At 71.2% G+C, this 19,887-nt stretch carries 18 protein-coding genes; 8 read left to right on the top strand and 10 right to left on the bottom strand.

The genetic code is table 11. The annotated features are described in order from the left end of the window. Position 1: 1 nt before the first annotated feature. Positions 2 to 814, bottom strand: coding sequence for a DUF6282 family protein (locus Vau01_RS23185; protein ID WP_275423953.1), 813 nt, complete (start codon positions 812 to 814; stop codon positions 2 to 4). Positions 815 to 1,166: 352 nt separating this feature from the next. Between Vau01_RS23185 and Vau01_RS23180 the strand changes: the two genes are divergently transcribed. From Vau01_RS23180 to Vau01_RS23165, 4 genes are all read left to right on the top strand, one after another. Beyond that, on the top strand, positions 1,167 to 1,736 hold the full coding sequence (locus Vau01_RS23180; protein WP_203996262.1) for an acyl carrier protein: 570 nt from the start codon (positions 1,167 to 1,169) through the stop codon (positions 1,734 to 1,736). 6 nt (positions 1,737 to 1,742) lie between these two features. Then, complete coding sequence (locus tag Vau01_RS23175) at positions 1,743 to 3,218, top strand: AMP-binding protein (protein WP_203996261.1); 1,476 nt, start codon at positions 1,743 to 1,745, stop codon at positions 3,216 to 3,218. Beyond that, positions 3,215 to 4,465 carry an MFS transporter gene (locus tag Vau01_RS23170; protein WP_203996260.1) on the top strand — a complete coding sequence of 417 codons (1,251 nt, stop codon included), beginning with the start codon at positions 3,215 to 3,217 and terminating at the stop codon, positions 4,463 to 4,465. Before Vau01_RS23175 ends, Vau01_RS23170 begins: the two co-directional genes overlap by 4 nt. Before the next feature lie 64 nt (positions 4,466 to 4,529). Beyond that, positions 4,530 to 5,777, top strand: coding sequence for an ATP-grasp domain-containing protein (locus Vau01_RS23165; RefSeq protein WP_203996259.1), 1,248 nt, complete (start codon positions 4,530 to 4,532; stop codon positions 5,775 to 5,777). Positions 5,778 to 5,870: 93 nt separating this feature from the next. Here Vau01_RS23165 and Vau01_RS23160 read toward each other — a convergent pair whose 3' ends face one another. Further along, positions 5,871 to 6,596: a TetR/AcrR family transcriptional regulator gene (locus tag Vau01_RS23160; RefSeq protein ID WP_203996258.1), complete on the bottom strand. Its 726-nt coding sequence runs from the start codon at positions 6,594 to 6,596 to the stop codon at positions 5,871 to 5,873. Between the two features lie 277 nt (positions 6,597 to 6,873). On the opposite strand from Vau01_RS23160, the gene Vau01_RS23155 reads away from it, so the two are divergent. Next, positions 6,874 to 7,539, top strand: a complete 666-nt coding sequence (locus tag Vau01_RS23155; RefSeq protein ID WP_203996257.1) for a Tat pathway signal sequence domain protein — start codon at positions 6,874 to 6,876, stop codon at positions 7,537 to 7,539. A 74-nt stretch (positions 7,540 to 7,613) separates the two neighbouring features. Here the strand turns inward: Vau01_RS23155 and Vau01_RS23150 are convergent, their stop codons facing one another. Then, a complete protein-coding gene (locus Vau01_RS23150; protein ID WP_203996256.1) occupies positions 7,614 to 8,048 on the bottom strand; it encodes a DUF2690 domain-containing protein in 435 nt (144 codons plus the stop codon). Between the two features lie 10 nt (positions 8,049 to 8,058). Continuing rightward, positions 8,059 to 8,523, bottom strand: coding sequence for a hypothetical protein (locus Vau01_RS23145; RefSeq protein WP_203996254.1), 465 nt, complete (start codon positions 8,521 to 8,523; stop codon positions 8,059 to 8,061). Positions 8,524 to 8,718: 195 nt separating this feature from the next. Here Vau01_RS23145 and Vau01_RS23140 point away from each other — a divergent pair, with 195 nt between their 5' ends. Together Vau01_RS23140 and Vau01_RS23135 are read left to right on the top strand one after the other, a co-directional pair. Further along, complete coding sequence (locus Vau01_RS23140; RefSeq protein ID WP_203996252.1) at positions 8,719 to 10,875, top strand: glycoside hydrolase domain-containing protein; 2,157 nt, start codon at positions 8,719 to 8,721, stop codon at positions 10,873 to 10,875. A 10-nt stretch (positions 10,876 to 10,885) separates the two neighbouring features. Next, a complete protein-coding gene (locus Vau01_RS23135) occupies positions 10,886 to 11,548 on the top strand; it encodes a hypothetical protein (protein WP_203996251.1) in 663 nt (220 codons plus the stop codon). A 22-nt stretch (positions 11,549 to 11,570) separates the two neighbouring features. Here the strand turns inward: Vau01_RS23135 and Vau01_RS23130 are convergent, their stop codons facing one another. After that, complete coding sequence (locus tag Vau01_RS23130) at positions 11,571 to 13,226, bottom strand: helix-turn-helix transcriptional regulator (protein ID WP_203996249.1); 1,656 nt, start codon at positions 13,224 to 13,226, stop codon at positions 11,571 to 11,573. Between the two features lie 161 nt (positions 13,227 to 13,387). Here Vau01_RS23130 and Vau01_RS23125 point away from each other — a divergent pair, with 161 nt between their 5' ends. Further along, positions 13,388 to 13,795: a DUF2690 domain-containing protein gene (locus tag Vau01_RS23125; RefSeq protein WP_203996248.1), complete on the top strand. Its 408-nt coding sequence runs from the start codon at positions 13,388 to 13,390 to the stop codon at positions 13,793 to 13,795. Positions 13,796 to 13,868: 73 nt separating this feature from the next. Here the strand turns inward: Vau01_RS23125 and Vau01_RS23120 are convergent, their stop codons facing one another. The 5 genes from Vau01_RS23120 to Vau01_RS23100 all read right to left on the bottom strand — a co-directional run bounded on the left by Vau01_RS23120 (position 13,869) and on the right by Vau01_RS23100 (position 19,760). Next, positions 13,869 to 15,188 carry a class I SAM-dependent methyltransferase gene (locus Vau01_RS23120; protein WP_239151791.1) on the bottom strand — a complete coding sequence of 440 codons (1,320 nt, stop codon included), beginning with the start codon at positions 15,186 to 15,188 and terminating at the stop codon, positions 13,869 to 13,871. Then, positions 15,185 to 16,462 (bottom strand): SAM-dependent methyltransferase, encoded by a 1,278-nt coding sequence (locus tag Vau01_RS23115; RefSeq protein WP_203996247.1) that lies wholly within the window; start codon positions 16,460 to 16,462, stop codon positions 15,185 to 15,187. Before Vau01_RS23115 ends, Vau01_RS23120 begins: the two co-directional genes overlap by 4 nt. Continuing rightward, positions 16,449 to 17,198 carry a DUF1365 domain-containing protein gene (locus tag Vau01_RS23110; protein WP_203996246.1) on the bottom strand — a complete coding sequence of 250 codons (750 nt, stop codon included), beginning with the start codon at positions 17,196 to 17,198 and terminating at the stop codon, positions 16,449 to 16,451. The genes Vau01_RS23115 and Vau01_RS23110 overlap by 14 nt, the downstream gene beginning before the upstream one ends. Beyond that, the gene (locus Vau01_RS23105) at positions 17,195 to 18,478 is read right to left on the bottom strand and encodes an NAD(P)/FAD-dependent oxidoreductase (RefSeq protein ID WP_203996245.1); all 1,284 of its coding nucleotides are present in this window, start codon (positions 18,476 to 18,478) and stop codon (positions 17,195 to 17,197) included. Before Vau01_RS23105 ends, Vau01_RS23110 begins: the two co-directional genes overlap by 4 nt. A 76-nt stretch (positions 18,479 to 18,554) precedes the next feature. Further along, positions 18,555 to 19,760: an FAD-dependent oxidoreductase gene (locus tag Vau01_RS23100; protein ID WP_203996244.1), complete on the bottom strand. Its 1,206-nt coding sequence runs from the start codon at positions 19,758 to 19,760 to the stop codon at positions 18,555 to 18,557. Positions 19,761 to 19,887 lie beyond the last annotated feature (127 nt).

Below are 19,887 nucleotides of genomic sequence, written 5' to 3'. Positions count from 1 at the left end.
CTCAATCGCCCAGACCGAGCAGGCGTCCGGGATTTACCTTGACCATCAGTTCCACCTCGTCCTTCGTGAACCCCGCCCGGAGCATCGCCGCGATGAACATGCGCATGCCCTCGGCGGGTGCCGGGTTGTCGGTCTGGCCGAGGTCCGTCGACAGGATCGAGGCGCCGGGACCGGTGGCCCGCACCGCCTCGGCCACCTGATCGAAGCTCCACCCGAACGACGCGGGCATGCAGCCGACCGCGGCGTGCTCGATGAAGGCGCCCTGGCGTGCCATCGCCACCTGCGCCTCCACCGGGATCCACATGTCGGCGTGCGTCACGACGGTCTTGAGGTCGCGCTTGCGCGCCACCGACACCAGCTCGAGTTGCTCCACTGTGGACAGATGACCGGTGCCGAGGACCATGTCGTACTGCTCGACGAGGTCGAGGATGTCGTGGACGACCGGCACCAGCGCGCCCTTGTCGTCCAGAACCCCAATTCCGGGCTTCCCGTAGTACGTGGTGCTCCAGTGGTCGGCCGCGTACGTGGGCATCCACACCTTGGCCGCGCCCATCTTCGCCGAGGCCTCCAACGCCACCGGGTTGAGCCCGCCCACCTCGTTGTCGAGGGAGATGGCCCCGAACACGGTGAAGTCCGGCACCAGCCGGTTGAGCAGGCAGGCCACCGGCACCGTCGGGTACTCGTGGCTCTTGAAGATCACCGCCCGCAACCCGGCGTCGCGGGCCGCGACGGCCATCTCGTAGGCGTCGAAACGCCGGTCGGCCACCGGGTCGGGTCCGGCGTGCACATGAATGTCGATTGCTCCACGCCACACGCAATTGACGAGCTCGTGGAATTCACCCGCGGTCACAGTTCTCCGATTCCCCCGCTGTAAATTAATTGACGCAAAGAATGCACAGCAATGTGCACGGGATACGGCGGGCCGGCGAAGCCTAACACCGCGCCAAGGCCTCGACACGGTGCTGTAAATTTCCCGGCATTCAGGTATCCAAGGCGTTGCGGATCAACCCTGTCACGTCCGGTGTCAGTTTTCCGTAAACGTCTTGCGACCTCGTTGATCATTGGCCGACGCCACTGCAATCGTCACTACCGTCGCATTCATTCGTCGGGTACGGTGGCGGCCACCCGTCAATTCGAACGGCCATTCCCGAACGATCGGAATCACTGTGTTGGCAATTACCGTCGACGCGGCGGAGGTGGCTGCCGCGTGGAGCCGCCGGCTCGACGGGCACCCCGTCACCGGCACCGACGACTTCTTCTTCGACCTGGGTGGCAACTCGCTGCTCGGTGCCGCGATCGTCGCCGACCTCGCCGACCGCACCGGCCTGCCCCTCGAACTGCGCGACCTGTACCTGGCGCCCACGCCCGACGAACTGGCCGGCTACCTGCGGAGCCTGGCCGAGCGGTTGACCGACCTGCGCCAGCAGGCCGGCGACCGGGTGTGGAGCCTCGACGCGTTCGCCACCGCGCTGGCCGACCTCGGCCCCGCCGCGGCCGGCTCCCTGCTCCCACCGGACGCGACCGTCCGGTTCGCTCCGCTGGGTGCCACGGCGGGTCCGCCGATCGGCGGCGCCGCGCGGATCGCGGAACTGCGCCGGGCCCGGGGCAACGGCGGGTGCGAGCGGGTGGTGGGCGATACCGGTCCCGGGGTGGCGCTCCGGCGGCACGACCGGGTCGTGCGGATCACCCACTCCCCCGGCCCCGAGGTGCTGCTGACGGAAGAGCCGGTGGACTGAGTGTCCATGATGGACAGTGACCTGGCCGACCTCCTCACCGACGCCCTCCGGCAGGCCGATCCCGGCCGCCCGGCGATCGTGGAGTCGGGGCGGGCGACCACCTACGCCGAGCTCGACAGCCGGTCGGCCGCGCTGGCCGATCGCCTTGCCAGCGGGTCTGCCAGCGGGTCCGCCAGCGGGTCCGCCGGCCGGTCCGAACCGGTCGCCGTCGCGCTGCCGCGCGGAGCGGCCGCGCTCACCGCGATGGTGGCGTGCGTCCGCGCGGGCCGGCCGTTCTTCCCCGTCGACCCGGCGGTCGACGCCGCGGCGGCCTGCCGTGACGCCGGCGTCGAGACGATGATTTTCGAGGGTGCGGCCCCGGGGTGGTGGCACGGCGAGGGGCCCGGTGCTCCGCCGGCCGGCGTCGCGGACCCCGACTGCGGATACCTGCTCACCACCTCCGGAACCACCGGTGCGGCGAAGACGGTCCGCGGGTCCGGGCCGGCGCTCGCGCGCTACCTCGCCTGGCAGCGCGACCACCTCGCGCTCACCGGCGACGACGTGCTGGCGAACACCGCCGACCCGTGGTTCGACTTCTCCTTCAAGGAGACTCTCGGCGCCGTGGTGGCCGGCGCGACCGTGGCCGTGGTGGAGCCGGCCGCCCTCGCCACCGGCGGCGCGCTGCTCCGGCGGCTTGCTGACCTCCGGCCGACGGTGCTGTGCCTGTTGCCGTCGCGGCTGGCCATGCTCGTCGAGGCGCTGGCGCGCCCCGGCGCGCCCCGGCTCGACCGGTTGCGGCTGCTCCTGGTGTCGGGTGAGCCGTTCCCGGTGGCGTTGCTGGAGCGGTGGCGGGCGGTGGCACCGGAGCCCACGGTGCTCAACCTCTACGGGCCCACCGAGTCCACCGTCATCAAGCTCTGCCACACCGTCGGGTCCACTGTGGACGCCGATGTGGACGCCGATGCCGTCACCGTTCCCGTCGGGCGCCCGATTCCCGGCGCCGCCGTGGAACTACTGCCCACAGTGGACGGTGCGGCCACCGAACTGTGCCTGGTCTCCGACGATCTCGCGCTGGGCTACCTGCGGGCCGTCGGCGGCACGACGGTCTTCGACCACGACACCGCGGGCCGGCGCCGGCTGCGCACCGGCGACCTGGCCCGCCGCACCCGCGACGGGCTCATCGAGATCGTCGGACGCGTCGACCACATGGTGAAACGGCGCGGGGTCAAGGTCTCGTTGCCCGACGTCGCGGCCGCGGCGCTGCGCTATCCGGGCGTCGTCACCGCCGTCGCCGTATGCGGCGCGGGCGAACGGATCGTGCTGTTCTACACGACGGCGGCACCCGTCGACCCGCGCGCGCTGCGGACCGTGCTGCTCGACCGGCTGGCGCCGGAACAGCTGCCCGACCGGGTCCGGGAGCTCGACCGCATGCCGGTCGACGCGCGCGGCAAGGTCGACCGGGCGGCACTGACCGCCCTCGTCGACGGGCCGGTGCGAACATGACCGTCGTGGCCGAGGCGCCGGCCGGACGCCGCCCGGCGCAACTGATGCGCCGGTTCGTGGCCGGTGCGGCCGTCGACTCGCTCGGCACCGGAATCGCGGCGGCCGGGGCGATCCTGTACTTCGTCACCGTGCGCGGGTTCTCGGCCGCGTCGGTGGCGGTGGCCCTGTCCGCCGGTGCGGTGCTGGCGATCTTCACCCCGCTCGTCTCCGGCCGGCTGGCCGACCGCCACGGGCTGACCCGGGTCTACGTGTGCCTGCTCGTGCTGCGCGCGGCGCTGTATCTGGTCTACCCGCTGGCCACCGGGTTCGCGGCGTTCCTCGTGCTCACCTGGGCGGTGATCGGGCTGGAGACCACCACCCCGCCGCTGCAGCAGGCGCTGGTGGGGCGGCTGTTCGGGTCCGACTCCCGGGTGCGGCTCATGTCGCTGGTGATGGCGGCGCGCAACGCGGCGCTCGGTGCCGGCACGCTGCTCGCCGGTCTCGCCCTGACCATCGCGCCGGGCTGGGCGGTGGCGGCGCTGCTCGCGTTCAACGGGGTCACGTTCGCGGTCCTGGCGGTCGTGGTCTTCTCGATGCGTCACGACGTGGCCGCCGCCGCGCCGCCACCGGAGCAAGAGTCGACCGCCGAGCCGCGGTCCCGGCCGGCGCTGCGCGAGCCCGCGTTCCTCGGGTTGACCGTCGCCAACGGCGTCCTGCTGTTGCACGACTCGGTCCTGTTCATCCTCCTTCCTCTGTGGACGGTCACGACGCTGGGCCTCTCACCGGTGGTGGCGTCGGTGGCCATGGCCGTCAACACCGGTCTCAGCGTGGTGCTGCAACTGGTGTTCGGCCGGATGCGGCGGCTCACCCAGCGGCCCCGCCGGGGGCTGGTCGTCTCGGTGGCGTTCCTGGTACTCGCCTGTGTGGCCGGGATCGGCGTCGAGCGACTGGCCGACGCCGGTGCGGGGGTCGCCGCGCTGGCGGCGGGCTGCCTCGCGATCGCCGTGCTGCTGACCGTCGGGGAGAACCTGCACACGATCGCCGCCTGGGAGGTCTCGTACACGGTCGCGCCGGCCGACCGTGGCGCCGACTACCTCAGTGTGTTCGGCCTCGGTTACGCCATTCAACGGGTGCTGGGCCCGGTGCTGATGACCGCCCTGGTGCTGGGTCTCGGCGCGGCCGGCTGGCTGGCGCTGGCGGCGGTCCTCGTCGCCGCGGCCGCCGGGTTCCTCGTTCTGACAACGGTTCTCCGCGGGAGGGCGGTGTGAGCGCTTCCGCTTCGCTCCAACGCTCACACCGCAATGTTCTTTCTGTGTTGAAAGGTAGATCAGCGTGAGCGCGCACGTTCTGGTTGTCGGCGGCGGCATGGAGCTGCCCGGCCTGCTGCGCAGTACCGGCGGGGCGCGCACGACCGTGATGTGCCAACTGCCGATCGTCCCCAAGCTCCGGGACCCGACGGCCAACGCCGCGGTGATCGGCCTGCCACCCGACGCGCCGATGGTGACGTGGCTCGATCTCGCGACGACGCTGCACGCCGCCGACCCCTTCACCCACATCGCGTCGTTCGCCGAGCGCGACCAGGACCGCGCCGCCGCGATCGGTGCGCACCTCGGCCTGGCCATGCACAGCAGCCGCACCGTCGGGTGGGTGCACCACAAACCCTCCATGCGGGCCCGGCTCGCCGAGACCGGAGTCGACGACACCCCGTACGCGCTCGTGGGTTCGGTCGCCGAGCTGCGCGGGTTCCTCGACCGGCACGGCTACCCGGCCGTCCTCAAACCGGCCGTCGGGGCCGGAAGCATCGGGATCAGCCGGCTCACCGGCGCCGACGACCTGGCGACGGCGCTGCGACACGCCGCGGCGGAGAGCGCGTGGACCCGCGGCGGCGCCATGGTCGAACGGCTCCACGAGGGGCCGCAGTACAGCGTCGAGGCGTTCTCCGAGAACGGGGAGCACGAAGTCGTGTGCGTGACCCGCAAGTACTCCTCCGTCCGCGGACACGTGGAGATCGGTCACGTGCTGCCGGCGCCACTGTCCACACAGGACCGTGACGCGGTGGCGCGCTACGTCGGCCGGGTGCTCGACGCGCTGGAGATCTCGTTCGGGCCGACGCACACCGAGATCGTCCTCACCGCCGACGGGCCACGCCTCATCGAGACGCATACCCGGCTCGGCGGCGACCGGTTGCCGTACCTCGTCCACGACGCGCTCGGCGTCGACCTCGTGACGCTGACGGTGCGACAGGTGCTCGGCGCCACCGGTCTGCTGGACGAGATCCGCACCGCACTGACCGACACACCGCGGCGGTACGCCGCGATCTGGTACGCGGGCTCGGCTGTCGGCGGGGTCCTCGCCGACGTGTCGGTGCCCGCCCCGGTCGCCGGGGTGGTCGACGAGGTCGTGGTGGAGGTCGCGCCGGGCGACCGGGTGACGCCCCTGGACTCGTCGGACTCGCGGCTGAGTTACGCGCGGGCACACGGGTCGACCGCGGACGAGGCGATCCGCGCGGCGCGCGCGGCCGTCACCGCCGTGGAGTTCACCGTGCGCCTGGACACGGATGTCGCGCAATGGTCGGTGTGACGGGACCGGTCCCTGCGGATGGACCGGTCCCGATTCATCGAAGGTTTTGACTTCTTATCCAGACTTACCGGTTTTGGAAGGTCATTTCAAGACCTAGGCGCGGTCGGCGGCGGCGAGCACCTCGGCCGCCGCCCCGGGACCGAGGAACGGCGCCAGCGCGAAGTACGTCAGCGACGGCAGCAGGTCCGGCAACCGGTCGTGCCCTCCCGCGGCGACGTGCCGGTGGATCGTCGCATAGACGCCGCCGACGACCGCGTTGACGATCTCGGCGCGGTCGACCCCGGCGGGGAACGGCGCCGGCGCGTCGACGAAGAACCCGGTGAACCGGCGCAGCAGGCGGTCCCGTTCGCCGCGGGCGCCGGGCCCGACCGCGTCGATCTCCACGATCGCCATCCGGGCGAAGTTCGGCACACCGGCGAGGACCTTCACCAGCACCCGCAGGCCGTCCCGCACGGCGAGCGGCCACTCCGGGCTCGCCCGGTACGCGGCCTCCACGAGGGCCCAGAGCAGGTCGGTGCCGTACCGGTAGGTCGCGAGGAACGCGTCCTCCTTGCCCTCGAAGTGGGTGTAGAACGCGGGCCGGGTGACCCCGGCGGCAAGGCAGATGTCGGCGACGCGGGCGTTCACGTACCCCTTCTGCGCCACCGTGTGGACCAGCCCGTCGAACAGCCGCTCCCGCTGGGTGGCGGCGACGACCTCCGGCGGCAGCCGACTCGGGCCGCGCTTGATCGCCCGGGACGGGTCGCGGCCGGCGCGGGCGCCGGGCAGGTGACGCAGGTCCCGGACGCCGGTCGGGGGCCCGGGCTCGATTACATCCATCGACATCCTTCACTTGACGTTAAGACCCTCTGAGGTTTATAACTTCGAGAGGTTTTGATTTCAACGCCCTTTCGGGCGTACGTCCGGCCTCACTGCGGAAGACCGGTCCGGCCCGCCCACCGGGCGGCCCGACACCCACCCCCGCGCGGCACGGCATCCCCGCCGCACACCCCCGCGTGCCGCCCGTCACCGGCTCCACCGAAACCCCCAGCCCTCGGTGGAGCCGGGACGCGGCACCGTGCGGGACCGTGCCGTCCCCCTGGAGGAAGGAATCCACATGCGCATCATCCGGTACGCCGCCGTCCTGCTCACCATCTCGACGGGTCTGCTCGTCGCCGGTCCGGCCCGGGCGGCCGACCAGAACGTCCTCGTCGAGGGCGCGCTCGACGGCCCCGCGGTGGCCGTCGGGGCGGAGATCGCGGCCAGCCTGCGAACCGGCACGTCCGCCACGTTCTTCAACGCCCCCGACAGCACCACCGGCGTCACGTGCACGACGTCCAGCTTCACCGGCACCGTGCTCACCAACCCGGCGGCCGGCGGCATCGCGACCGAGTCGCTGACCGGCCAGACGTTCGCCGACTGCACGTCCAACACCTTCGGGGTGACCGGCGTGCAGAGCCTCACCGTCGGCAACCTGCCCTACCTGGCGTCGGTCGACGGAACGACCAAGGCCGTCACCGTGACCGCCACCGAGGTCGGGCCGATCCAGGCCACCGTCGTGCTGAACACGATCATCGGCACCGTGGACTGCACCTTCGAGGCCGCCGCCGCCGGGTTCACCGGCGTCGCCGCCAACGAGGACAACTCGATCACCTTCACCAACCAGCAGTTCACCTGGGTGACCGGGTCGACGCTGTGCCCGACGGAGACCTACCTCAGCGCCGCCTACGCCCCGGTGATCGTCACCAGTTCGCCGGAAAGCCCCGCGGTGTTCGTCCAGTAGATCCCGTGAACACGCCGCGGCGACGGGAAACGACCCGCCGCCGCGGCGCCCATCGTGGAGCGATCGAGCCCGACCTATCCGCACGCGGTCCAGACGCTGCCGGGCTGGCCGTTCCACTCGGCGCGGACCCGCAGCGTCGGCGAGTAGATCATCCGGGTCCAGGCGTAGTTGGCGTTGTTGCCGACCACCCCGCTCTGCTGGTAGCCGGTGGCGCATTGGGTGGCCCGCAACTGCCACGGGTATGCCGTACCCCACGCGGCCGGCACCCGGGCCCAGTTCGTCTTGCAGGACGGTGACCAACGCAGTTCGACGTACGAGTAGGTGCCGGGGATGCGAGCCGCAGCAACCGGGGAAGCGTCGGCGCTGCAGCCGGCGGCCTCCGGGTCCTGCCCGGAGCAGTAGTCGCCCCAACAGGTGGCGGCCCGGGCCGGGGCCGTGGCGAATTGCACGGCGACCGCCACAAGCAGCATGACGAGGACCGCGCTGATCGGTCGGGTACGTGTTGACATGTCTGTCCTCTCAGGCTCGGTAGCAGCCGCCGAAGAACCAGTTGATGTAGTGCCAGTTGCCGAGGCCGTCGACGGAGTAGGCCTGGAAGCCTGCGCACACTTCCTTGCCCGGACTGGCGTCGACGGTGTACGTCCAGTTGGTGCCGGATACGCCGTCCTGGCTGGGGCCACCGGGGTTCCAGGCAGACTGGATCACGACGAGTCCTGGACCGGATCCGCCGATGCGGGACAGCCGTCCCCAGCCGACGCCGCCGCAGCCGTACGCGTGTCGTACCTCCTGCCTCATGATGGCGCCGTTGACGTTGAAATCGGCGAGCCGCCAGGTTTCGCCGGTACCGCAGGACGACGGGTTGATCCCGGCCGTCCCCGCCTGTGCGGAGGATGCGCCGCCGGCTGTGGCGACGAGCGTGCCCAGCAGGACGGCGCCGAGCCGGATCCCCCAACGGGTGAGTCGTGTCGCTTTCTTATCGTGCATCGTGCTGATCCCTCCGGTGTGTTCGCCCGGTATGTCGCGAGCGGGACGTCAGGTCGTCGTCGAGATTGCGCCCTGATGGGGCCGACGGCCTCGCGATTGCACGACGATGCCCGGGCTGCAACGAGCCGTCAGGACGCGGATGTTCCCGCCTAGCGTCACCTCCATCTGATCGAAGGAGAGGAGGCGGGCAGAGTCGTGAGCATCACGATCCACCCACGTGCGGACTGGGCCGTCCACGTCGTCCCCCCGTGGCGCGGACACGCCGCCGCTGATCCGGCGCCCAGCACCAATCCGAACTGGGATCCGGACGGCGGAGTGTTCATCCACCATCGGGGCGGGGAACAGATCATCGGCGGGGGCTACGCGTCGGAAGAGGACTGCCTGAAGGACATCGCGTCGATCTACGAGAAACATCGCTCCGACGAGGAGACCTTCGACGGCGACATCGCCTACAACTTTCTGATTTGTCAGCACGGCAACATCTACCAGGGCCGAGGGTACGAGCGTGGGGAGGCCAACGCGCCCGGCTACGTCGACGGCCTCGGACGCAACGCCGGCTTCTACTCGATCTGCGGACTGATGCGGTCCGACCATCTCGCCAGCGAGCCGCTGCTACAGGCGTACCGGTCGCTGATCCGGCACCTGCGCACGGAAGCCTCCCGGCCGGCCGGTCCCCGAATCCTTCCGCACTCCCACGGGTTCGACACCGAGTGTCCGGGAAACCTGACGATGTACGCCCAGCCGGGCTCGACGATCGATCCCGACGCACCGTGGACGGGACTCGCCGACATCCAGGTCTTCACGGCGCAGCGCTGGGTCAACGACGAATACGCCGGCGTGCCCGGCTTCGTGCCGTGCCCGGAGAACGGCCGCACCGGCTGGGGCACGGTCCTCTCACTCACCCAGGGGCTCCAGCACGAACTGGGCATCTCTCCCACCGTGCAGAACTTCGGCCCCGGCACCTTCAACGCGGTCTGCGTGCGTAACACGCTGCCGGCGCAGGAGCCGAACGCGAACCTCCGGCGCATCTACAACGCGGCGCTCTGGTGCAAAGGCTACTGGTGTTCCACCAACCACGGCGCCTGGAACAACGACTCGCAGATCGCCCTGGAGCAGGTGTACTGCGACGCGGGACTGGCCTACGGCGACCCGGTGCAGCGCCATGACATGTGGCCGTACGTCGTCAAAGGGCTGCTGCGCATGGATCAGTTCCGGCTGGTGCCGGGCGGCAACGCCACGACCAGGTCGGTCCAGCAGTGGCTGAACACGCGCTACGTGGCCCAGGTGGGTATCCCCGCCATGAATCTGGTTCCCTGCGACGGCTACTACTCCCGTGACGTCCAGCAGGGCCTGATGATGGCCATCCAGTACGAGATCGGCATCCCGGTGGGCTCCATCAACGGATACTTCGGCCCGGGCACACAGGCCGGCCTGGCCGGGGTGGGGTCCGGGGCTCTCACCGGCAACCTGCGTTGCCTGTTCCGCGCCGCGTGCCATTTCAACTCCCCGACGATGCTGCCGGGCCCGCCACAGACCCCGCTGAGCTACCACCCGCCGGACATCGTGACCGACGCGCAGACAGCCACCCACGTCGCGTGGGTCCAGGCCTTCCAGGCGTTTTCGCAGATACCCGTCACCGGAGCGAACAACTACACCACGTGGGCGCAGTTGCTCGTCTCCACCGGTGACAGCGCGAGACCGGCCGGCGGCTGCGACTGCATCACCGAGATCACCCCCCAACGCGGCAACCAGCTCTGGGCCGCCGGATACCGGATCGTCGGCCGCTACCTCGACGAGCACCTCCCGCCGACCGATCCCTACTTCCTCAACAAGGCGCTCAAGCCCGGTGAGCCCCAGACGATCCTGAACGCGGGGCTGAGGCTGTTTCCGATCTTCCAGTACAACGGCACACAGCTGGGCAATTTCACCCATCAGAAAGGGCTCGACCAGGGCAACCGCGCCCACCTGAAAGCGGTCGAGCACCGCTTGCCCGCCGGTGTCTGCATCTACTTCGCGGTCGACTACGACGCCCTCGACATCGACATCGACAGCAACATCAAGCCGTATTTCGACGGGGTCAGGGCGGCTCTGGCCGGCCTGGGCAACCGCTACGCGTTCGGCGTCTACGGATCCCGCAACGTGTGTATCCGCATCTCCCGCGAGGTGGGCGCCCGCTGGTCGCTGGTGTCGGGCATGTCCTGGGGTTACTCGGGAAATCTCGGCTTTCCGCTTCCCGAGAACTGGTCGCTGAACCAGATCAGGGAGTACGAGTTCGCGCCCGGCTGGGGGCTGGACCACGACGTCTGGCGCACCGCCGCCGATCCCGGCGTGCACGTCCTCGACGCACAGTGAGGGAGACACCATGATCACCAGACGAGGCCTGCTTGCCGGCGCCGCGTCGGCGGGCGCCTTCGCCCTCGTACCGGCCATGCCCGGTACCGCCGGCGCCAGGCCGCCACGCGGACGGACCGGTCCGGTGTCGGCCAACGGATGGCGTATCGATCCGGCAGAGATCACGGCGCACCGCGTCGCCGGATCCGCCGCCACCGTGCTGCTGCGGGGGGGCGCCGTCGCGGCGGTGCTCCTGCACGTGGCCCGACGGTGGCACTACGAGATCGCCCGGCTCGACACCGGCGAGGGCGGGGGAGTCGCCGGGTACATGGCGAACCGGGCGGTCCGCGCCGACTTCGAATCCAACTACCTCTCCGGCACCGCCGTCGCGATGCATCCCACCGCCTACCCGCTCGGGGGCAGCGAACCGTTGTCGCCACACCACGAGGCGATCGTCGCGGACATCCTCGTCGACTGCGCGGGCACCGTCGTCTGGGGCGGCCACCTCGCCCCGGTCGCCGCCTCGCACTTCCACATCGCCCACGGCCCCGACGACAGGACCCTGGCCCGCGTCGGTGCCCGGCTTGACGCCAGTCGCCACGCCGCGGTCGTCGCACAGACTGCGGGCGCCGTCGCCGATCCCGCCGCACCGGCGCGACGGGAACTGGCCCGACGCGTGCCCAGCAGACGCTGACGGCGTGGCTCCGGTGTCCACCTCACAGTTTCGCGCTGGTGGACACGACACCGGGGAGGTCGCGCCACCACTGCGCGGCGGAGCGGGCACCGGGCGGCATCGTCGGATCGGCGGCGATCGTGGCGAGCAGGGTCTCGTGCCCGGTGATGCCCAACGAGTACACCAGGCCGCGCAGTGCGGTCGAGTCCCGGCCCGGCCGCCGGTGTGCCGCGTCGCTGTGGCGGGCGATCGCCTGCCGCCAGAACAGGTCAGTGCTCCGTCCGGGCAGGTGGCCGATGTTCCACGCGGCCGAGTTGCGCACCAGTGGCGGCACGCCGGTCGCCAGGACCATGTGCTCGACGATCCGGCGGTGCCGCGCCGAGCCGAGGAACGGCAACGCGGTCAGCACCGCCGCGATCGTCGAGCCATCCTGCGTCCGCGCAGCGCGCGCCGTCTCGTCGCACAACACGTCGGCCATCGGATCGGCGAGCGGGGTGGCCCCGAGCAACTGCGCGGCGTGCAACCGGGCCTCGGGGTTCGGGCTGCACAGGATCTCCGTGACCAACTGGCGCAGGACGTCCTCGACCTGCGTGTCGACGTCGTCCGGGAGCCGGGCCACGACGCTCGCCGACACACGTGCGGCCAGCGCGTTGCCGACCTCGATGCTGGCGGTGCGCCGGGCGGTCAGCACGTGGCGCAGATCGAGGTCGTCGTCGAGGAGCCGACGGATCCGCCGCACGACGCGGGTGCGCACCGGCACCGGCAGCTCCGCGATCACCTCGCCGGCGAGTTGGCGGATGCCGGCGTCGGCGTCGAGGCCCAGCAACCGGTCGGCGATCGCCGAACCCAACCGGTCGAGCTGCTCCGGCCGGAACAGGTTGAGACGCACGTGGGCGGCGCTGCCGAGCAGCGCCCCCCGCAACGCCTGGTCGCTGGCCGGGTCGAGCACCTGCTCGATGAGCAGCCGGCTGGCCTCCGGATGATCGACCACATCCATGATCACCAGCGGCTCGATGACGATCTGACTCCGCCGGTCGCGGACGAGATCCGCGCACGCGCCGATCACGTGCGGCCGGCTCGACCCCAGCCACAGCAGCCGTTGGGCGGACTCGTTGCGGAACCGCCATGCGCCTCCGGAGGCGATCAACTGTTCGCTGAGTAGCCGGTTGACCAGGGCACGCCAGTCCGACGTGCGGAGGAAGACGCGGCCCGCCGAGGTGAGCGCCCAGGTGAGTTCGTCCCAGTCCAGTCCCGTCATCACGTCGGCGCTGAGCACCCGGTCGAGCAGGTGGTTCATCCGCCGCTCCGCCTCGACCGGGTCGCGGTCCGGTCGGGCCAGCCGGGTGAGGGCGAGGCCGTTGCTCTCGTTGCGAAACACGGCGTCGGCGACGCCCACGAGCGTGAAGGGCGGCAATCCCAGCGTCTTCTCGTAGCCTCGGACGACGTCGAGGCGGACCTGGGTGTGACCGCTCTCCCAGCGGCTCAGCTGGCTGACCGAGATCGGCCGGCGCTGGGCCCGGGCGTACGCCTCGGCGAACGGCCCGAGCCGCTGGAACCGCTGCTGCGCCCCGTACCGCCGGTTGACCCTGAGCATCCACGCGATGCGCTCCTCGCACGCCACGCGCCGCGGCAGGTCGCCCGGCAGCCGATCAGCGTCCGGCCGGTCCCGCCCGACGCTGGTCACGCGCGCCCTGGGCACGCCGTCCAGTGTAGGGGTCAAGCCCGGTTGCACCGTCCGCGTCGAGGTGCAAAGCAGCCGTAGCGGCCGCCGGACCGCTCCTACGCTGCCACCTCGTCCCCGAAACGAATGACACCAGGAGGTATCCAATGCCGGGATGGATGAAGCGAGCATGTTCCTCGATGCTGCTGGCGGTGCTGGTCGCGGCGGGTCTGACCGCCACGGCGGCGCCGGCGCAGGCCGCGACCTGCTCGGGCCCCGCCTGCACGTACCAGAACCCGGAGTCCACGGGCTGTTCGGCCGACGCCGTCACGGTCGCCCACGTGCAGCTTCCGGCCGTCCAGCAACGACTGGAACTGCGCTGGTCACCACGCTGCCAGAGCAACTGGGCACGCATGTACCTCGACACCGATCCGACCTGGTTGCGCGCCATCCAGCCGGACCGCGGTGACGGGCTCCCCCGCGTGACGCAGCTGATCGGTCGCAACTCCACATACTCCTGGTCAGCGATGATCTATTCGCCGACTCGGTGCGTGTACGCCGACGTGCAGACGCGGATCTGGGGCTGGTACCGGACGGCCTGCGTCTAAACGGATCGCGGTGCCCGTCCCGCCGGCCGCGGTGGGACGGGCACGTCGCGGCCGGGCATCGTATCCAGGTTGATCACCAGCGGCACGGGTCAGGGCGAGAGAGGTCGAGGGCGGCGCGGTCCAGCGGCAGGCCGCTGGAGCCGTCGGCGGCGGGCCGCACGGCGAGAATCTGGTCGACGCCCATCCGTCGATGCTCGAAGGCCAGCGCACCGCCGGCAAGATAGAGCCGCCACACCCGCGCGGTCGGCTCGCCGACGAGGTCGACCACCTCGGCCCACCGCTGCTCGATCGTCGCCAGCCACGCCCTGGCCGTACGGACGTAGTGTTCGCGCATCGCCTGGACGTCGCGCACCTCGAAGCCCGCGCGTTCGAGCAGGTCGACGGTCTCACCGACCGGCCGCATGTGCATATCGGCGGCGATGTAGGTCTGGATGAACCGGCCGCCGCCGGGTGAGCCGCAGCTGCGCGACATCTGCTGGACCAGCAGGCGCCCGGCCGGCCGCAGCAGCCCGTGCAGCCGGGTGGCGAAGTCCCCGTACCGCTCGGCGCCGACGTGCTCGCCCATCTCCACGGAGGCGATCGCGTCATAGGGGCCGCCCCGCAGATCGCGATAGTCCCGCAGGTGCACATCGACGAGGTCACCCAGCCCCCAGTTGCCGATGCGCCGGGCGACGTGCGCCCGCTGCTGTTCCGACAACGTCACCGCCGTCACCCGCACGCCGTGGTGCAGGGCGGCGTGCATGGTCAACGAGCCCCATCCGCAGCCGACGTCGAGCAGCCGCATGCCGCGCCGCAGCCCGAGTTTGCGGCAGATCAGCGCCAACTTGTCGCGTTGCGCGTCGGCGAGGGTGTAGCCGGGCCCCAAGCCGCGCCAGTACGCGCACGAGTACGCCATCGTGGGATCGAGTATCAGGGCGTAGAACCGGTTGGACAGGTCGTAGTGGTGGGACACGACCGCCAGGTCGCGCTCGCGGCTGTGCTCCGGGCCGGTCAGCCTGGCCTCGCCCGCCGGCGGCGCCGGCCGGGCGCCGACGATGCCGAGCCGGACCGCGACCACCGCCGCGCGCAGCACGTCGCCGGCGCGGATGCGGACCCGGGAGTCGGCGCGCGCCGGGAAGCGGCGTCGCACCCGGCGCAGCGCGTCGGTCAGGTCACCCTCCACCTCGATCTCACCCGCGACGTATGCCTGCGCCACCCCCAGCTCGTTGGGATGCCACAGCAGCCGGCGCAGCGCCGTGCGGTCGCGGACCACGAGCACCGGCCCGTCGGCCGGGCCCGCCTCGCTGCCGTCCCACGCCCGCAGCCGAATCGGAAGCTCGCCGCCGATGACCCGCAGGGCCAGCGCGGCGACCTGGCCGGCGACGTCGGTGCGCACGGCGCCCGGGCCGGTCACGACGCACGCTCCAGGACCAACTGGTTGACGTCGAGGTATCCGGCGGCGAACCCGGCCTCGCAGTAGGACAGGTACAGGTGCCAGGTGCGCAGGAACGTCTCGTCGAACCCGAGTGCCACGACGTCCGCCCGGTGCCGGTCGAACCGTTCCCGCCACAACCGCAGGGTCTCGGTGTAGTGCGGGCCGAACGCGTTCAGGTACCGGATCCGCAGGGTGGTGTGGGCGCGGCAGACCTCCTCGATCGCGCGCACGGACGGGATCAGACCTCCCGGAAAGATGTACTCCAGGATCCACGTGCGAACGCCGCGGGTCGCCAGGAACATGCGGTGCGACATGGTGATCGTCTGCAACCCGACGCGACCGCCGGGAGCCAGCAGCCGGTCGAGGAAGCCGAAGTACTCCGGCCAGTTCCGCTCGCCGACCGCTTCGACCATCTCGACGCTGACGATCGCGTCGTACCCGCCGGCCGGCGCCGGCTCGACGTCGCGGTAGTCGCCGTACCGCACGGACACGCGGTCAGCCACCCCCGCGTCGGCCACCCGTCGCCGGGCGAGTTCGTACTGTGCCCGCGACAGTGTCACGGTGTCGACGAACGCGCCCCGGCGGGCCGCCGTGATGGCGAGCTCGCCCCATCCGGTCCCGGTCTCCAGCATCCGGGTCTCCGGCCCCACTCCGGAGCGGTCGAGTATCTCGTCCATCTTCCGGCGCTGTGCCGGTGCGAGCAGGGCCTGCGACGCCACTGGCCGCCCGTCCGCGTCGGTGTCGAACAGCGCTCCGGAGTACGTCATCGTCTCGTCCAGGAACAGCGCGAACAGGTCGTTGGACAGGTCGTAGTGGTGCTGGACGTCGCGTCGGGCGCCAGCGGGAACCGTGGTGACGGCCAACCGGCGGCCCGGCAGCCGGCGCAGCCGTCCGAGCGGGCCGCCGAGCATCGGCTCCAGCCGCAGGGCGACCGTACACAGCAGCCGCGGCAGGTTGTCGGCGTCCCACTCGCCGGCCTGGTAGGACTCGCCGAGTCCGACCGGTCCGCGCGCGCCGAAGCGCCGGTTCACCGCGTCGGGCCGGTGGAGCCGCATCACGGGAGCCTGCGGATCCGGGTACCCGACCACGCGTCCGTCCGGCAGTTCGACGCGGACCCCGAGCCGCCGCGCCATCGGCCGCACCACGGCGGCGGTGAGCGCGCCCCGGACCGGCGCGCACGGCACGTCGGCGAGATCCGGCCAGCGACACGGATCCACGGGCGGCGCGGCCGCCCGGTTCTCATTGGTCGTCATTGCCGCTCCTCTCTCGCCGCACGTCCACGCGTGCGGACGGTCGGGACTGCACCGGTAGGCCACGCAGGTACAGCCGGACGCCGTGCAACCGGATTCGGGCACTGGCCAGCAGGGTCACCCACGGGTAACGCAGCGCGAGGCGGACCAGCGTCGCGGTGCGAGCGGTACGCCGGCGACCCCGCAGGCTCGCCACGAACGCCGTTCCGTCGCCGCGGCGCAGCACCACGCTGACCGCCAGACGCCCGTCCGGCTCGGGAGCCCGCAGCAGGTACGCGCCGTCCACCGGAAAGAACGGCGAGACGTAGAAGTCCTTCACGATCTCCGCACGGCCCGTGTGGTCGGGCAACAGCAGGTAGCAGTGCCGTTCCCGGTAGGTGTTGTGGACCTCGGCGATCACGGCGGCCGGGGTGCCGTCGGCGTGGCGGCACCAGAACAGCGTCAGCGGGTTGAGGTGGTGGCCGAACACGCGTGCGTTGGCGAGCATGAGCACCCGACCGCCGGCGAGGTCGATGCCGTGCCGGGAGAGGAAACTGTCCACATTGGACCGGATGGTGGCGCGCGGGTCGCCGAGGTGGTCGCGTGCCTCGAACCGCGCGAGCGGGCGCAGGAGCGCCGGCAGCCGCGGGAGATCGTCCAGGTCGACCAGCCACTGGTAGGTGCGGTACCGGAAATCGTGCCGCACCGGCATCATCCGCATGTGCCGTAGCACGCACTCGTACATCACCGCGGCGCTCACCACACCGCTCCCAGGCGTCGGGCGGCCATCACACCGGACACACAACCGTCCTCGTGGAAACCCCAGCCGTGATAGGCACCGGCGAACGCCACCGTCGCGTCGCTGATCGCCGGCAGCCGTCGCTGTGCGGCAAGTCCGGCGAGGGTGTAGATGGGGTGCTCGTAGACCATCCTCGCGAGCACGTGGTCGGGCCGGATCCGGCCGTCACCGTTGACGGTGACCACGAGCGGAACCTCGCTTCCCAGTCGCTGCAACCGGTTCATGTCGTAGCTGACCTGAACCCGGCCGGGACTGGGCGCGCACCCCGGCAGCACGTAGTTCCAGCTCGCCTGCGCCGTCGGCAGGTCCGGCAGCACCGATCCGTCGCAGTGCAGCACCGCCTCGTTGCGGGAGTAGGCGAACGCGCCGAGCACCGCGCGCTGCTGCGGGCTGGACTCGGCCAGCAGCGCCAGCGCCTGGTCCGCGTGCGTGGCCACCACTGCGGCGTCGAACCGCACGACGGTGTCCGACCCGTCGCGAAGCTCCACCCCGTCGGCGTCGCGGCGCAACGCGCGCACGGGGTTCGCCGTGCGCACCGCCGACAGCCGCGCCGTCACCGCATCGACATAGCGGCGCGAGCCGCCCGGCACCGTCTGCCACCCGAAGGTCCGGCCCAGGCCGAGCATGCCGTGATGGGCAAGGAACGTGAACAGGTACCGGGCCGGGTACTCGGCGACCAGCTGCGGGCCGCACGACCAGACCGCCGACACCAACGGGACGACGAAGTGCCGCACGAAGTACGTCGTGTACCGCCCGGCGGAGAGGAACTCGCCGAGCGTCGGCTCCCCGCCGTCGCCCGCCACGACCCCGTTGCCGTGCGCCAGTAGCGCCCGGGCGCGGCGGTGGAACACCGGCACCTGCCCGATCATGGCGAGAAACCGGGCCCGCACGGCGTTCGTCGGTTGGGCGAACACCCCGCGTGGCCCGTTCGCGCCGGCGTAGGTCAGCCCGCAGCCCTCGCAGCGCACCGACATGCTCATCCGGGCCGGCTGGGTTGACACACCGAGCTCGGCGAACAGCCGCAGCAGCGTCGGGTAGGTGTACTCGTTGCAGACGATGAACCCCGAGTCGACGGCGAGTCGACGACCGGCGACGGTGAGGTCGTGGGTGTGCGCGTGGCCGCCGAGCCGGTCGTCGGCCTCGTACAGGGTGACGTCGGCGGTGCGTTGCAACAGGTACGCGGCGGTCAGGCCGGAGACACCCGCGCCGATCACGGCCACCCGCCGACGGCCCGCGGTCATGCCGGGTCCCCACTTCGTGGTGACCCGCCCTGACCGGGCGGGCTCTGCTTACTGATGCCCTCGCACAAGTGCTCGGTCATGGCCGCGCCGCCTTCCGGTCGGTCGACGTGTCCGCCAGCGCGAGGTCGTGCCGGAGCTGCCGGACCGCGTCGAACGCGCTGCGGGCGGCGGCCTCGGCCGAGTCGACGGGGTAGCTGTTGCGCAGGTATGAGCCGGCGAAGTACAGGCGCGGGTGCGCGTGCCGCAGGATCCGGTTCCGATCGACGTAGTCGGCGGAGTACACGGCCTCCCGCGGTTTCTGGTTGTCCCGCACGTGCACGTCGACCAGGTCGTGTTCCAGACCCAGATGCTCACGCACCTGGCCGAGCACGTAGTCCTCGGCGGTGCTCGCGGACCTGATGCACAGGACCACGCACCGGCGCTGGCGCGGCTGGAGGAGCAGATTGACGCCCTCGTAGCAGTAGACCGCCGGCCGGTCGGCCGTCGTCAGGATCTTCTCCGCCGGGTCCAGTGTCAGTGTGAAGCTCTTGCAGTGGATGTGTTCCAGGCGCCGCAGCCGGTGCCCGATCCCGGACGCGGTCAGCAGGTCGGCCGTGTCGGACACGAACGCCGCGACGACGACGGCGTCGAAGTGCTCCCAGCGCCCGCCCACGCGCACCCGGACCCCGTCGGCCGCCGGGTGGATGGCCTCGACCGGGGCGTCGCGGTGCAACGTGACGCCCCGGTCGGCCAGATGGTCGACCCACGGCCCGGTCAGGCACGTATCGGTCGGCCCGTCGAGAACGTACGCCCGCCGTGATCGGAACACGCTGGCCGACAACCGCGTCAGCGACCGGAACGAGTAGTTGCGCATCGAGCCGTACCTGTTGGTGTTGGCGCGCGTCCCCTGCTCGGCGACCAGTGGCGAGCGCCGGACCCGCCGCACGATCCTGAGCTTCTCGCTCAGTGGCAGCTCCTTGGACAGCAGGGCGTACATGTGCGAGATTTCGCGCCAGCCGTGGCGCGCGGTGCGGAAATATCGCCGTGGCCGGTGGAGGGCGTCGAACAGGGTTCGACCGTCGCCGTCGGGAATGGCCCGCAGCATGTCGAACAGCAGGACGTAGTCGCCGAGGAAGACGCGCGGGCAGTGCTCGCCCCCGGCGTCCACGTTCGCCCGGCCACCGAAGACGCCGTCGCGTTCGTAGACGGTGATCTCGACGTCGCGGTGGCGGGACAGGAGGAACGCGGCGCTCAGTCCCGACATCCCGCTGCCGACGATGCAGACCCGTGCGGTGTCGTTCACGCGTCCCTCCGAAGTCGTCCGCGGCTGTACCGTGCGGCACGACGCTAGAACCGGATCCGGAACCGATGCGGATCGATTGCACGCGGCGACCGCCGGTGCAACAGCGACCCGGGCCGTCCCGGCCATC

The sequence above is a fragment of the Virgisporangium aurantiacum genome, from assembly GCF_016863635.1.
Taxonomy (GTDB): Bacteria; Actinomycetota; Actinomycetes; order Mycobacteriales; family Micromonosporaceae; genus Virgisporangium; species Virgisporangium aurantiacum.
This window is presented reverse-complemented; position numbering and strand designations above follow the sequence as displayed.